Genomic DNA, 14,938 nt, shown 5'->3' on the forward strand with positions numbered 1-14,938 from the left:
CCATAAGCTAATCATCTCAAAAATAAAGAAAAGCTTAAATTACATGGGTACAACTTGACCGAACGATAATCTTTACATCCATTTCTGGGTAAGGGTTTTAGTCTTCTGGAGTTCCCCGCAGCGCGGGGAACTCCAGGTTAATCTCCACATTTGGCGTAACTGTAGTTCCCACCGTGCGATCGGGTGTTATTTGACCGAAACTTGGCAGCGAGATCGAAATCTCAACTGGTAACAGACAAAAGCAAATTAAGCGCAATTGAGTTAATTTCATAAAAGTGTTCCTTAGCCTGAAATCTAATTTTTCCAAATTTTGAGTTGACGGCAAAAGGCAAATCCATTAATTGCTACAAGTTAATTCTGTAGGAGAAGCAATCTTATCTGGTTTTACCACCAGTACTAATTTTCCATCTGGGGTAAAATCCCATCCAGTTGCTTCTTGAATAGAGCGCCCTCTTTGTGTAGAATTACTTGTTTCTGACGATCGATTTTCGCTCTCCCGTAGTTGCCCCATATTTCTTACCTGCGCTGCCTCGTATGGCATCAATAAGGTATCTGGTGTTTCGGATATACCACCATTACCAGTAACTACAAAACGCCCTTGTTGAGTGTTACGCCGAGTCAAACAACTACTGGCTATCACTGGTGCTTCTCCCAAGAAGTTATGTGGGGGAACAAATACGATATTTTGATTACTGAAGTCGAAAGTGGAAATATTCACCGTACCGTTTACCCCCAGTTGAGAAGAAGCGGTGATATCGCTTTCAGGAGTTAGTTGAGTGCGAAAGGCTAGTCCGAAGATTCCTTGAGTGCCGATTTGAATATTGCCCCCAGCCCCTTGCACCGCATTGGCAATGATGTCACTATTTTCTAGGCCGACCAGTACGGGAGCATTGAGGGTGATATTTCCCCCATTTCCCCTGCCACCTGCTTCTGCACTGATAAAGCTGCGATCGCGCATTTGTAAGAGGGTTGAGATTTGCAGGTCAATGTTGCCGCCTTCGCCTACTATTGTAGAAGCCGAAATGTTACTGCCATTTTCAAGTTGTAATTTATCTGCATTTATCCTTAAAATTCCAGCATCACCAGCACCTTGGTTCTCCACGAAAACCGTCGCAGCATTGCTAACTTTCAAGACAGGAGTGTTTATTGTTACTTGACCCCCATTGCCACGGAGATCGGATAGAGAAATTCCAAAAGTGTCCGCAGCCGCAGCAATCTGGCTGGCATCTTCTTGGGATACTCGATCTTTAACTTCGATCGACTCAGACGCATCGATCCTAACATTACCTGCATTGCCCTGACCCAGAGTGGAGGCTGAGACAATACCACCATTTTGAACGGACAAGGTGCGCGTTTCGATCGCTAAGTTACCTGAATTTCCCAAACCAAAAGTTGAAACTGTTAATACAGAAGGAAATACAATCTGTCCGTACACCGTACCGGGTGGAGGGGTGGAACCGACGACAAGGATGCTATCTGCCTTCACCGTAATATTGCCGCCATTCCCCGACCCCACCACTGTAGTTTGCACCTGGCCGCTATTGACGAGCGAAAGGTGTTGGGTGGTCACTGATATATTACCTCCCACACCATTACCGTAATTTATTGTCAAGATTGTACTCAATGGGGTAAAGGGTCTTTCCCCTGGTTGTGCTGTGACGTTCAACTCCTTGCTAGCATTCACGATGATATTGGCACCAGGGCTATCGCTAAAAGCATTGGAGATCGCGCTACCTCCATTCTCAAACGCGATCGAGGGAGCCGTCAGGATAATGTTTCCAGTCGCTCCCGTTGCTAGTGTTTCATAAAAGATCGAAGAGAAAAGTCCATTAATGTGCAAAGATTCGGTGGCGCTGACCTTAATATCGGCAGCTGTTTGATTGCCCTGATTTTGCACAAAGACTAATGAGCCACTTTCAATATTCACCTGTTGACCCTGAATTTGCACCCCTCCTGTATTAATGCCACTGGCATCAGCTAAGGCACGTTGGGTCATCTGGATATTGCCAAAGGTGTTGGTAGCGGGATAAGTTAACGTCAGTCCTTGAGGGAGAGCATTGAGAATGGCGCTGCCATCGGTAACACTCCCCAATTCAATCCGCCCTCCTAATGTTGAGAGTATCCCACCTTCTAAGGTCACATTACCACCGACTAAGGCCAAGGTTTTTCCAGGTTTGACCTGTAATCTGTACGCATCTCGATTCAAGTTGGTAATGCTAGGAGGAAAGAGAAATAACTGTGCATTGTGTCCTCTCCCTTGTACGACGATCGTTCCCGGATTGCTGCTAAACTGCAAACCAACGGGTACGTTGATGGTGAGTAGAGGAGATACTTGAGGATTATTAGCGCTAAAGATATTACCATTCTCAAACAGAAGGCTCTCAGCCGTCGAACCGATAAATGAACCGCCAATATTTAACTGTGCATTCTGACCGAAAACAATCCCGTTGGGATTGAGTAAAAACAGGTTTGCCGTTCCGTTGGCACGAATTAACCCATCAATATTAGAAATCTTGTTTCCCGTGACGCGAGTAATAATGTTTTCGATCGACAAGGCATTATTAAAAAAGGCTTCTGTTCCCGTTGGCAGGGAAAATTCTTGGAAACTATGAAATAAATTTCCGCCGACAGTTGTTCCCCCATCGATTTGAACAGTATTGCCATTGGGAACAACAATTGAGTTAACAGTAGCGTCAGGAACAATTTGCGATCGACCGGGAACCGATGCTACCAAGTTAGCAATTGCGAGAATAAAAGTAAGACATAAGGGGAAATGCGGCGGCTTGATGGTGATATACTTGAATGCACATTTATTCATAAGATTGAATTTCCCTTGTAACCTAATATTTTGATGAATTGGTGAAGATTAGCTCGAACAAGTTAAATTTTCAGGACTATTTGGCTGGCTTTGATTATTTATCAAGGCTACTTTTCCATCTGGAGTAACCGCCCATCCCGTCGCTTCTTGCATTAGGCGATTAGGTTGCCTAGAATTGGTTGTTTCTGGCGATCGATTTCTGGTAGTCCCTAACCTACCCACAGGTTTCACCTGCGTTACTTCGTATGACATCAATAAGGTATCTGGTGTTTCGGATAAACCACCATTTCCAGTAACTACAAACCGACCTTGTTGGGTATTGCGTTGATTCAAACAACTGCTGGCAATTACTGGTGCTTGGCTGAGCAAAGTATTGGCAGGCAGAAATACCAAGTTTTCTGGCTGCAAATTAAGATTGGAAATGCTCACATTGCCGCTAATTCCCAATTGAGAAGAAGCGGTGATATTGCTATCGGCAGACAGAAAAATTCCTTGGGTAGTAATTTGAATGTTGCCACCGTTTCCTTGCAAAGCATTGGCGGTAATATCGCTATTTTCTAAGCCAACTACGATCGCAGATGCGATCGTCATATTACCGCCATTGCCACTGCCACCTGCGGTGGCGGTAACGCTACTGCCATTGCGTGCGAGGAGAGTATTAGTTTGCAGATTCATACTACCACCTTCTCCAGAATTAGTCGCTGCTGCAATCGTGCCAGCCCGATCGAGCAAAATAGAATTAGCATTAATTTGGAGATTACCAGCATTACCTACTCCTTCATGGCTAACGCCGACAATTCCACCATTGCTAATTTGCAATTGTGGAGTTTTGATGATTAAATCTCCCGTGTTACCTGTGGGAAATGGTGGCAACCCAAATATCTGTTGAAAAGTGGGAGTCAGAACTGTAGCTCCAGCACTAATTTTGCTGGGTTGACCTGAGATAGCACCCACACCACTTACTTCGATACTGGAGGTAGCGTCAATCGTTAAATTACCTGCATTTCCCGGACTTTGGGTAGCAGCACTTACATTCGCGCCATCTCTTACTATTAGCCTAGAAGTATTAATTGTTAATTGACCTGTATTTCCCCGGAATGATGACATTCCGATGCCGGTAGGAGTAAAATTAAGCGGATTTTCTCCGCCTAATTCGAGCAAATCAGGAGCATTTATTTGAATATCTCCTCCCGTTCCAGAGCCGAAAGCAACACTGGGAATAGCACCTCCATTTTGGAGCGTTAATTGCTTCGTATCAACCCAAATATTGCCTCCCCGTCCAACGTTATAGTTGAAAGAATCAATACCGCTAGGCAAGGTTGTATTAATTGCTGAAAAGCCCTCGATTAGAATAAAATTTCTTGTGTTAACATAAATATTTCCCCCTACCTCTCCATTAAAATTTCTCGAAATAATTGCTCCGCCATCCTGTAATAATAGTTCGCGAGCAGACACCAAAATATCGCCCATAACACCATTGCCCAAATTGTCGAGTGTCACTCTGGGATTGGGAAAACCATAAGTACCGACTTTTCGCAATTCCAAAGATTCGCTGGCATGAATGGTAATATTCCCAGAGCGACTATTACCTAGATTGCTTAATGCGACGATCGATCCCTCATTGAGGCTGATATTTTTGCCTTGAAGGTGAATAGAACCACTAGGCGCACCACTTCCATCGACGAGTGCTTGTTGGGAAAATTTTATCTCGCCAAATTGTTGAATATTGTTATAGTCAAAACTCCAAGTTTTTCCACTCAAGTTAAAATTAATAGTCCCGCTACTAGCACTACCGAGTTCAATCTGTCCTGACTCGACATTTAATAAACCCCCATCTAAGTTTAGATTCCCTCCTACTAGGATCAAACTATTGCCAGAAGTCACTCTTAATCCGACGGCATTATTTTGAAAATCGAGCGGTGTCAATATATTCTGATTTAACCGATGTCCGCTATTTTGAACCGTAATCGTGCCAGGATTTTCTCCCATCTGCAAACCAACGGGAACATTCATACTCAGCAAGGGTGTGGCCGTAGGATTAGTAGCGCTAAATTCGACTCTATCAGCAAATCGGATACTGTTAGCAGTCGTCCCTAAAAATGAACCACCAATATTCAATTTCGCGTTCTGTCCAAATAGTATTCCCGCTGGATTTAGTAAAAACAAATTTGCACCTCCGTTGGCGCGAAGCACCCCATCGATATGGGAAATATTTCCTCCTGTTACTCGACTAAAAATGTTTTGAATGTTAGCGCCATTGTTGAAGAATGCCGAGCCTTTGGTAGGAATGGAAAACTCTCTGAAGCTATGAAATAAGTTGTTACCGAAAACCGCACCGCTGTCGATGGTAAAATTTAATCCATCAGGAGATCTGACGCTGGTGGGAATACTGCCATCGGAAGCAATTTGGGCTGCTACAGGTACAGTAAAAATTACACTCATCAATCCCAACCAACAAGTTAGACGGTAGATATTCATTAGTCTGTGCTTCTTAAGTTTGAAGTATTAATTGATACTATAATTCATTGGGATGACAGGGTAAGGGGTGGGCTTGTGCGACCGCCGCCGCAGAATTTCCCTTTGCAATCAGTACCATTTGTCGATTGGCATTGACACTCAACTCAGTGGCTTCGATAATGGGGTCGCCCAATTTCCAAGTGAAAGTGGCAATTGCAGCAGCATCTTGCGATTCCGGATCGGTGATTGCTGCTTGCCCAGTCTCGATCGCTTGTACTTGCACTACTTCGTAGGGCAGCAATAGAGTTGATGGTGTTTCCGCCAATCCTCGGTTGCCCGCGACGACAAAGGTTGCCAGGGTATTGCGTTGGCGTGCCAGACAGCTATTGGCGACGATTCGATCGGTATTGACAAAATTACTGGGGAGAGGTGGTAGAACACCGTGTTGTTTGACGTTGAGAATAGAGATATTGATTGTGCCGCTGAGCCCCAATAGGGAACTAGCACTGATGTCGCTACTTTCGGTGAGTTGGGGACGATTTACCAGTCCGAAGATGCCAGAGGTAGTGATTTGAATATTGCCGCCATTACCTCGAACTGCATTGGCGATAATGTCGCTATTTTCTAACCCAACCAGAATGGGTGAGTTAATTGACAAATTGCCACCATTGCCATTGGCTTGTGCTGTGGCTGAAAGCAGACTATGCTGACGCAGCAGCAGATTTTCTTGCAGGTTTAAGCGAATATTACCCCCATTCCCGGAGGCAGTGGTGGCGGTGATGCTGCCTTCGTCGTTCAAGAAAATCGAGTTGGCGTCAATTTGTACGTTTCCTGCAAGTCCTGGCCCATCATTTTTGACTGTCACAGTTCCCCCATCCGTCAGGCGTAATAAAGGAGTATGGATGGTTAGGGAACCTGCATTACCAGTAGGAATAGGCGGTATTCCAAAGGCAGCTTGAGTAGTTAGATCGACGATCTCAGCATTGGAAAAAATGCGAGCGGGTAATCCAATCGCACGACCCTGAGTGACGCGACCTGCAATATCGATCGACTCCGAAGCATTCACTTCTACGCTACCGACTGAACCACTGGCTAAGCTCGTAGACCCCAAAGATGCGCCCTCTTGAATTACTAATCGAGAAGTGTTGATGACGACGCGATTCGCATTACCAGACCCCTGAGTATTGGAAGACAGCGCACTTTCTGAAAATGCCCTTGGGTTGTAACCTGCAACTTCAACTAGATCGGCGGCATTCACTTGGATTGTTCCACTGTCTCCAGAATTGAGAGCTAAAGAAAGAACTTGGCCAGAATCGAGGATATGGAGATTATCCGTCGATATCGTGATGTTCCCTGCTTTGCCGCTCGCTACTGAAAATGTGACCAGCCCACTATAAATGACTGGCTTGGTGGGGTTAAAGCCACGGATATCGATTGTCTCGCCTACATTCGCGATCGCGTTTGCACCAGCTGTTTGACTCCGGCTTCTCGTAATAATTCTGGCTCCATCCTGGAGGGAGAGTCGATCGGCAGAGATGACCACATCTCCTACCTGACCCGTACCGAAATTGTTACTTTGGATCGAACTTGGCAATTGACCGTCGGCTGTATTCCCCGTCAAACTGAGGGAGCCTCTGGCATCGATCGTAATTCCGCCAGAGGATTGCGTTCCCAGGTTTTGGAGCAAAACAAAAGATCCCTCACTCAAGCTGATGTTTTGTCCTTCGATTTGGATGGAACCATTACTGCTGCTAGCATTCAGCAGCGATTCTTGTGCTAGATGAATATCGTTAAATTGCGACACGGCGGAGTAATCCCCCACCCAACCCGTAGGAGTAGCATTTAGTCCAACTTTCCCAGGGCTGACACTGCCTATTTCTAAATGTCCGCTGCTCTTAGTGGAAATAACTCCGCCGGAGAAGTTTACACCACCGCCAATCAACGCCAGAGTTCGATCGGTTCCGGCTTGCAATCCCGGCGGGCTATTGCTGGCATTAGCCTGACCAAAGCCAGTGCTATCTGTTAACTTGTTTCCCAGTCCCTGCACGGTAATTGCGCCTGGGTTTTGTCCCATTTGCAACCCAGTGGGTACGCTCACGGTCAGTATTGGTAATGTGGCTGGATTCGTGGCGCTAAATTCTACTCCATCGGCAAACCGAATGCTGTTAGCTGTTGTACCGATAAACGAACCGTTGAGGTCGAGTTTGGCATTGGCTCCAAAAATAATGCCATTGGGGTTGAGTAAAAATAAATTGGCATTACCCAATACTCCCAAGATGCCGTTAATATTAGACAGATTAGAACCTGTAATTCTACTGAATATATTGGTAATTCCATCTGGGTTGGTGAAGTATATCGATCGTCCGTTTTGGATATTGAATTCACTGAAACTGTGGAATAAATTAGCACCGCGAACTGTGCCACCGTCAATGATTTCGCTCGGCACGCCCTTAATTTTTACGTTGGGGGTAACTGTCGTGCCTACGGTGCGATCGGGGACGATTTGACCGAAAATTGGCATTTCTAGAAATATCAAATTTGGCAACATTAACAACCAAATTCTTCGGTCTTTAATCAATTTCATAAAAGCATTTTTCCATAAAAAATTCCCTGTCGAAATTACGTTGAATTATTGCCAATTACCCACTAAAATAAATGGCGACCAAATTGCTGGATGACCGTTAGGATCTCTGATTAGTTTGATTTGTGCTTGTCGCAATGCCTCTGCTTTACTTATTCCCGGTTGTTGGAGAAGTTTATAAAAGTTTTCAATTAAGGGTAAGGTATCGGCATCGTTGACAAACCAAAGACTGGCAAAAGTGGTTTTTACCCCGGCTCTCAATGCTACCCCAGCAATACCCAGAGTAGAGCGATCGTTCCCCGCTGCCGTTTGGCAAGCACTCAGGGTAAGGAGTTCGATCGGGTGTTTACTTTGGCGCAGCACTTCTTCAAACTCATTTAAAGATACTCTCTGGTCGAAAACTTGCAAGAAGGTACTGTTAGGATCGGCACCAAATTTGCCGTGAGTGGCTAAGTGAACTATGGGATAGTTGCCTTTATTAATTTGCTTTTCTAAATTGGCTAAGGTGAAATCTTTATCTAAAAATCGCACTCCTCCCACAATTTCTTGAATACCTTGAGTTTCTTTGGGGACATTTGGTAAGGGAGCGAAAGGAGGAATTTCTGCACTTAAACCAAAGATTAAAGCATTAGACTTAACTAGATTTGATTTTTTATTAGCTGTTAAATGTAAACCTAGCGTGGTGGCAATAGCGTACTTTTCAATTAAATATTGCTTGCCATCGTACAATGCTGCCATCGGTACATTTCTCAAAACGCCATCGTTAATAAATAGAATAGTTTTGGGGTTGGCTGTTTCTAAATCTGCTACCATTGGGGCGATCAGCCAATTATAAACTTTCTGGCTCTCTACTAAGTATTCATCTGTGGAAATATCTTCTAAAGTGAAGCGAAGGCGATCGATTTGGTTTTCTACTTCTTGACGGGATAGAGCTACCTCATACCGATGGACAGAACCATCTGGTAAGCGCAAGATTGAATAGGTGCGATCTTTTAAAATAATCGAGTTGATAACGGCAGTGTTAGTGCTGGCTATTTCAGCAAGCGGATCGCTTTTATCCCGCGCTACTTCCGTGCATTCATCGCCGAAAAAGTTCTGCAATTCAGCTAATTGCAATAGTTCTACTACTTGCAACGCATCTTCGATTTTGGCTTTGGCATCCTCACCAGCAGATTTTTCGCTTTCATTGAGTAATAAACCGATCAGTTCTCGATAAACTGGTTCTACCGAATCTCTCAAGTCAAATTGCAAGTCTTTGCTGGCAGCCGCTAAATCGCTGCGAATACTTTGGAGGGTAACGATCGCTTCTTTATAAGATGCTATTGCTTGTTCGTTTTGTCCTTGATACTTGTAAATTCGTCCCGTTTGTGCTTGCCAGCGATAAAGGCTATCGGCAGCATTTGCTTGTTGAGCGGCTAAAGCAGCTTGCTGGGTAAGCTGCATCGCTACCGTCCAGTTTTGAGCTTGTTCGTAAACTTTTCCTAATGCTCCGACGGCAAATGATTCGGCGCGTTTATCCCCGATATTTCTGGTAATGACGATCGCTTTTTGTAAGGTTTGAGCTTTTAATTGTTGGTTATTGCGGTTGGCATTGCCTACAATTTCGGCGGCGTTGATTAAAGCATAAGCTTTCTGACGGGAGTCGGGTACTTTCTCTAAAAGAGAGATGGCTTGTATGGAATAATTTTCGATCGCATCAGTTTTTGAAGATGGTAATTGCTGTAAGAACTGAGCTAAATTTAATAATGCTTTGGCGTGCATGATGCCGCCTAAAGGTTTACTGGCTTCTATGGCACGTTCGTAAGTCGTGCGAGCAGATACGGCGTCTTGTTGGGCTAAATTCGTCAACCGCGCTTCTTCTCGATCGTCTCCTTCTCTTTGGGCGGCATTCACTTGTAATAAATATTGTTGGTAGCGCCGGTTAAAAACGCTGCCTAAATTGTTTAAATTCGTCGCGATCGCTTGAGGATTTTTCAACGTATTTGCTAAATTTAAACTGGTTTGGTAAGCCGCGATCGCTTTTTCCAATTCTCCCGCAGCAGAATAGGTATTTCCTAATGCTCCTTGAGCGGCTATTTCTGTGGTTTTGTCTTGATTTTTACGCGCTATATCGATCGCAGACTGCAAAATTGGCATGGCTTGGCGAAATTGTCCCAAAGCGTTGTAAGCTTGTGCTTGTTCGGTCAATACTTGCGCTAAAAAACGGCGAGATTCTCCATCTGAGGAAGATTGATAAATTTTGGCAGCTTCTTCCCAATTGGCGATTGCTTCTCCTAAATTTCCAATTTGGCGATAAGCAGTTCCTACATTAGTGTAAAGTAGGGCTTTTTGTTTGCGATCGAATGTTTGGTTTAGTGCTGACTGCCAAATTGCGATCGCTTCTTGGTATTGTCCTGCATTATAGCGAATACTGCCTTCGTCTTCGCCACTATTTTGTGAATTTTTATCCATTGATTCATAACTGTTCTGTGTCAATTTTGTGTCTACAGCATTAGCGATTGAATCAGTAGTTAAAATATGCAGCAATAAATAAATAAAAAAGCCCAATGCAAATAATGATATTTTTATTTGTAAAGGGCGTGCTTTTCTTGTTACACGCCTATATAATCCAAATGGATGCAAATAAATGCCGATTATTTTAAATATACTTATTATATTTTGGAATCGGTTTGGTAAATGCCCTATAAGCTGTTTTGCTTTCATAAAATTACTCCTTAATGTCAAACTGGTATTTCAATCACAAACTCTGCTCCTTTTCCTGGAGCAGAAATACAAGTCAATTTGCCTTTGTGGGTTTCTTCAATAATTTGGCGACTGATTGATAAACCCAAACCTGTGCCTTTACCTACTCCTTTAGTTGTAAATAATTGCTCGAAAATTTTCTGCTGTACGCTTTCCGGTATGCCAGGGCCATTATCTTTGATCCGAATCGCTACCATAGCATTATCTTCAGATATTTCTGTGCGAATTGTAATTATATTGGGATTAGCTTTAATTTCATCTAAAGAGCGTTGTTGGTTGAATTCATCAAACGCATCAATGGCGTTACTCAATAAGTTCATTATTACCTGATTTAATTGGCCTAAATAACAACTTACCGCAGGTAGTTTACTATATTCTTTAACAACTTTAATGTCTGGACGGTGACTATTAGCTTTCAGTCGGTGTTTTAAAATCATCAAAGTGCTATCAATCCCATCGTGGATGTTACACGCTACCTTATTAGCTGTATCGCTACGGGAAAAAGTGCGTAACGATACACTTATTTCCTTGATTCGGTTCATCCCAACCTGAGTTGATGTAATTAAATTGGGCAGGTCTTCTAAGGTATATTCAAGGTCTATTTCCGTAGCATTTTCTTCAATTTCTGTGCCCGGATTGGGAAATTTTTCTTGATATAGTTTTAAATGCTCGATCAAATTTTCGATATACTCCTGCATATAGGTGAGGTTGCCAGAAACAAAGCCGATCGGGTTATTTACTTCGTGAGCAACTCCCGATACTAATTGACCGAGGGCTGACATTTTTTCACTATTAACTAATTGTAATTGCGATCGCTGTAATTTCTCTAAAGCGTGTTCCAGATCTTTGACGCTTCGATCTAGTATGGTATTCAGTTCGTGCAACTTGCTGACATAAATGTAACTTCCAATTGCTATAGCCGACACGATTAAAGCTACCAATGGGGATATAACAGGAATCCACAAACCTGCTAAAAAGCTAAAATAACCGATCGGTAATATAGAAGCACCTGCCAGGAGTATGAGTGCTGTAACTTTACCGATAAAAAAGTTACCTGGATCGTGTCGCCATTTCCATGCAAACACAGGAATTATCCCAGCCCAAACTAAAATCCATAAGTTTTCTATGAATTTAGGCAAAACTTGAATTAAAGGCCGATCGTCCAAGACGGAACTCAAAATTTGGCTGGCGATATTTGCTTGAATTTCTACTCCCGAAGTCCGTACCGGACTGCTACTGAAACCTGCGCTGTAAGGTGTGTAAAAAACATCATTCAGGCTATTAGCTTTGGCACCAATTAAAACGATGCGATCGCGAATTAAATTCGATGAAACTCGGTTCTGCAATATATCCATTACCGAAACAGTTGCAAATGTGCGGGCAGGCCCCCGAAAATTTAGTAAAATCTGGTAACCTCCCGCATCTGCACGCACATAGCCGCCATCATTTTTCTCAAAAGGAGTAAAAATTGTTTTCCCCAATTGCATAAAGCCATTTGGGTCTGCTTTAGGGGTAATTCCTCGTCCCTTTAAGTAAAGCATTGCTACCGCTAATCCCAAAGTGGGTAATGCTTCATTACCTTCAGGCATAGGAAAAAGTACGGCACGACGTACCACTCCATCGGAGTCTACAACAATATCGTTAGCGCTGACTTGCCCTAATTCGGCAAGCACGGGAGAAGGTGCGATCGCAGAAATATATTTGTCTCCGATCGCTTTTTGAATGCCGATTAAATTAGGAGTACTTTTAAATACCTTTACCAATTCTTTGTAACCGGGTTTTACAGGCAAATTGCGATACAAATCCAGTCCGATTGCTTTTGGTCTTTTTTGCTTAATCCGTTCTATAAGTTCTGCCAAAGTGGCATCAGAAAAAGGCCATTGTCCTAGCTTAGCTAGATCTGATTCTTCCACACTGACGAGCAAAATGCGATCGTCGATCGGTTCTTGAGGACGCAGGCGAAAGCGAAGATCTAAAGCTGCTAATTCTGAAGGCTGAAACCATCCCAACATTCTGATAGCGATCGTTATTCCTGCTACTCCAAGTGTCACGAACGCCACACCTTGCCATTCCCACGCTACCTTTTTTATTTGGCTGGCTAATATAGGGCAATTTTTTAAGGACAACCGCCCCAAAAATTGCTTAGCTAATTTAGCTGAAGAATGCTTTATCATTGACAAAAGTCAAAAATTAGGACTCAGGCGTTAAGAGTCAAAATTCAGGATTTAGGAGCCTAGATTCAGGCGTTATAATTCAACCTCAATTATCTATGCTTAATTTTGAATTTTCGCTCCTGAATTCAGCTTTAATTTCCCGCCAAAATTTGTGGTTGGGAAATGGGAACCTGAGATAAGCCTACTTCATCCAACAAAAAGCGGAGATATTGATAGTTTTGTCGATCTTGAGGTTCTGCTAAATAAGCTTTAGCAACAGAAGCAATCGAGTCATACCAAATTCCCGATTGTGCGTAAGCGGCGGCAGTTTGGCGAAGCTTCTGTGCATAAGAGTCGCTTTCCGAACCGCTTTGGCTATTAATTGCAGTTAGGTAGTCAACCCTTGAGATCCAACTTCGCACGTAGATATTTTCTGAGGGACGCTTAGCATTGCACACTAAAGATACTGTCCAGCGATATACTTTGCCTACGGACAATTCTGGCACATTTGGCGGCAGTTCTAGTTGAATAATGCCACTTTTATGGTTGCGGAACTGCTTAACTAGCAATGGTTTTGCTACTCCAGGTTCTACAAGAGTAAACTGCATCGGCGTTGATGCTACTGATGAGACGTACCAGGAGAAAGTGGGACGACTGGAAGTTGTCAATCCGATATGATCGTTGGGAATCAGTAGCGTGAGCGATCCGAAAGAACCTGAAGGACAGCCTCGCGATCCAGCTCCTTCAGTGCGTAGAATTCTATCTCGACCGGCTGGGGGAACGTAACCTCCCAATGGATTAGCCGACGCTTTGTTATTCCAGACGCTCAACTCTTTCCATTGTGCCAGCGAATGTTTGCTCGCAATATCGATCGCATTTGTAGATAGCAAAAACGTGAATAAGGCTGCTCCGGTGAGCATTGCCGTAATTTTGGTATTATTCATTGGTTGAGATTACAAATTGTTAACTATAAACAGGATAAACAGCATGAAGCCTAAGTTCGACAAGATCGTCGTTTAGTACAAGTCAAAGGTCGAACTTTAGTCTTTGACACTACTTAGTCTTTGAAACTACTTAGTTAAAGACTCGGCTTGCAGGTGGAAAAATCAAGTGTTTCCCAACAATATATTTTAATTGAAGGGATATCAGTTTTGGTGTAAATTTGTTGTAAAATTGAATAAATTTTCAGTGAGTTGCTGCTACTTGCGTTAAACCAACTTGTGCTAGCAACTTATTCAGAGTATCTAAAGCTTGATTTTCGCCTGGATTAGCAGTATAAACCCTGTAAAGGGTGGCTATTGCATCTTGCCAAATACCAGACTGAGCATATATCAAAGCGCGATCGCGAGCGGAAGTAGCAGCAGCAAGCTTTTGATTTAATTCAGGTGAAGCGGAAACTCTCTCGATCCAAGCACGGGCATAAATATTTTCCGAAGGACGCTTTTGGCTGCAAACTAGAGCAACTGTCCATCGATACTGCTTACTTACCGCCAGTTCTGAAACGTTTGCCGGAAGTTCTACCTTTACTATGCCAGCTTTATCAACTTTGATCTGTTGTTGGAAAACCGGTTGAGTCATTCCTGGCTCTACCAAACTAAACTCCATTGGTACATTTGTAGGATTTGATATGTACCAAAAGAATGTGGGGCGACCTGAGACTGTCTGTGCAATATGGTCGCTGGGCGTCAATAATTTTAAAGATACGGGAATAGAATTTGTGCATCCTCGCGATCCACTACCTTCTGTTCTTTGGAGTCGCTCTCTACCGCTGGGAGGAACGTACTGTTTGACCTCGGCTGCATTAGCTGTCAATTCATTGCTACTCGCCAGGGGTGTAAGAGAGTTAAAAGTGGTAGGAGCGCTGAGTAGCGCTAATGCGCCCAGCAAAGTATGTGCGCTTAATCGGATTGCGCTGGCAAGCGGATTCAGTTTCAACATAAGACGATTTAGTTTCAACATAAGAAGATTACCCTTTCACTTATGAAAGAAAGCCTGTTTGGTCACTTGGTTAGGTTAAAGCTAACCTTCTGTCACCATATGGTAAAACTCAAAAGTGAAGAACTTGTGAAGAAATCCACTGTTTAAAAGCTCTCTGTTCCCTGCTTAGCCCTCTCCTGTACATCGTGGTATAAGTATACACAGTTGAGTTTACCATAGTTCTTACCCAATGCCTAATACCCAGCCAAA

General features: G+C 43.4%; 8 protein-coding genes. All 8 read right to left on the reverse strand.

The features are described from left to right. Positions 1-97: 97 nt before the first annotated feature. Positions 98-271, reverse strand: coding sequence for a hypothetical protein (locus ACE1CD_RS16680; RefSeq protein WP_374825589.1), 174 nt, complete (start codon positions 269-271; stop codon positions 98-100). Between the two features lie 66 nt (positions 272-337). Further along, positions 338-2,818 carry a filamentous hemagglutinin N-terminal domain-containing protein gene (locus ACE1CD_RS16685; RefSeq protein ID WP_374825591.1) on the reverse strand — a complete coding sequence of 827 codons (2,481 nt, stop codon included), beginning with the start codon at positions 2,816-2,818 and terminating at the stop codon, positions 338-340. A 48-nt stretch (positions 2,819-2,866) separates the two neighbouring features. Further along, on the reverse strand, positions 2,867-5,296 hold the full coding sequence (locus ACE1CD_RS16690; RefSeq protein ID WP_374825593.1) for a filamentous hemagglutinin N-terminal domain-containing protein: 2,430 nt from the start codon (positions 5,294-5,296) through the stop codon (positions 2,867-2,869). A gap of 37 nt (positions 5,297-5,333) precedes the next feature. Further along, the gene (locus tag ACE1CD_RS16695) at positions 5,334-7,859 is read right to left on the reverse strand and encodes a filamentous hemagglutinin N-terminal domain-containing protein (RefSeq protein ID WP_374825595.1); all 2,526 of its coding nucleotides are present in this window, start codon (positions 7,857-7,859) and stop codon (positions 5,334-5,336) included. 45 nt (positions 7,860-7,904) lie between these two features. Continuing rightward, entirely contained in the window at positions 7,905-10,307 is a 2,403-nt protein-coding gene (locus tag ACE1CD_RS16700) for a CHAT domain-containing protein (RefSeq protein WP_374825597.1), read from the reverse strand. 269 nt (positions 10,308-10,576) lie between these two features. Beyond that, positions 10,577-12,772 (reverse strand): CHASE2 domain-containing protein, encoded by a 2,196-nt coding sequence (locus ACE1CD_RS16705; RefSeq protein ID WP_374825599.1) that lies wholly within the window; start codon positions 12,770-12,772, stop codon positions 10,577-10,579. A 131-nt stretch (positions 12,773-12,903) separates the two neighbouring features. Further along, complete coding sequence (locus tag ACE1CD_RS16710; RefSeq protein WP_374825601.1) at positions 12,904-13,695, reverse strand: DUF928 domain-containing protein; 792 nt, start codon at positions 13,693-13,695, stop codon at positions 12,904-12,906. A 241-nt stretch (positions 13,696-13,936) separates the two neighbouring features. Next, positions 13,937-14,710: a DUF928 domain-containing protein gene (locus ACE1CD_RS16715; protein ID WP_374825603.1), complete on the reverse strand. Its 774-nt coding sequence runs from the start codon at positions 14,708-14,710 to the stop codon at positions 13,937-13,939. Positions 14,711-14,938: the final 228 nt, after the last annotated feature.

Origin of the sequence: Aerosakkonema sp. BLCC-F183 (genome assembly GCF_041929145.1) — a bacterium.
Lineage (GTDB): Bacteria > Cyanobacteriota > Cyanobacteriia > Cyanobacteriales > Aerosakkonemataceae > Aerosakkonema.

What these genes read in the sequence shown, in the direction of transcription:
- ACE1CD_RS16705 (WP_374825599.1), bottom strand. Translation starts at nt 12,772, where the DNA reads ATGATAAAGCATTCTTCAGCTAAATTAGCTAAGCAATTTTTGGGGCGG.
- ACE1CD_RS16680 (WP_374825589.1), bottom strand. Translation starts at nt 271, where the DNA reads ATGAAATTAACTCAATTGCGCTTAATTTGCTTTTGTCTGTTACCAGTT.
- ACE1CD_RS16695 (WP_374825595.1), bottom strand. Translation starts at nt 7,859, where the DNA reads ATGAAATTGATTAAAGACCGAAGAATTTGGTTGTTAATGTTGCCAAAT.
- ACE1CD_RS16700 (WP_374825597.1), bottom strand. Translation starts at nt 10,307, where the DNA reads ATGGATAAAAATTCACAAAATAGTGGCGAAGACGAAGGCAGTATTCGC.
- ACE1CD_RS16715 (WP_374825603.1), bottom strand. Translation starts at nt 14,710, where the DNA reads ATGTTGAAACTAAATCGTCTTATGTTGAAACTGAATCCGCTTGCCAGC.
- ACE1CD_RS16690 (WP_374825593.1), bottom strand. Translation starts at nt 5,296, where the DNA reads ATGAATATCTACCGTCTAACTTGTTGGTTGGGATTGATGAGTGTAATT.
- ACE1CD_RS16710 (WP_374825601.1), bottom strand. Translation starts at nt 13,695, where the DNA reads ATGAATAATACCAAAATTACGGCAATGCTCACCGGAGCAGCCTTATTC.
- ACE1CD_RS16685 (WP_374825591.1), bottom strand. Translation starts at nt 2,818, where the DNA reads ATGAATAAATGTGCATTCAAGTATATCACCATCAAGCCGCCGCATTTC.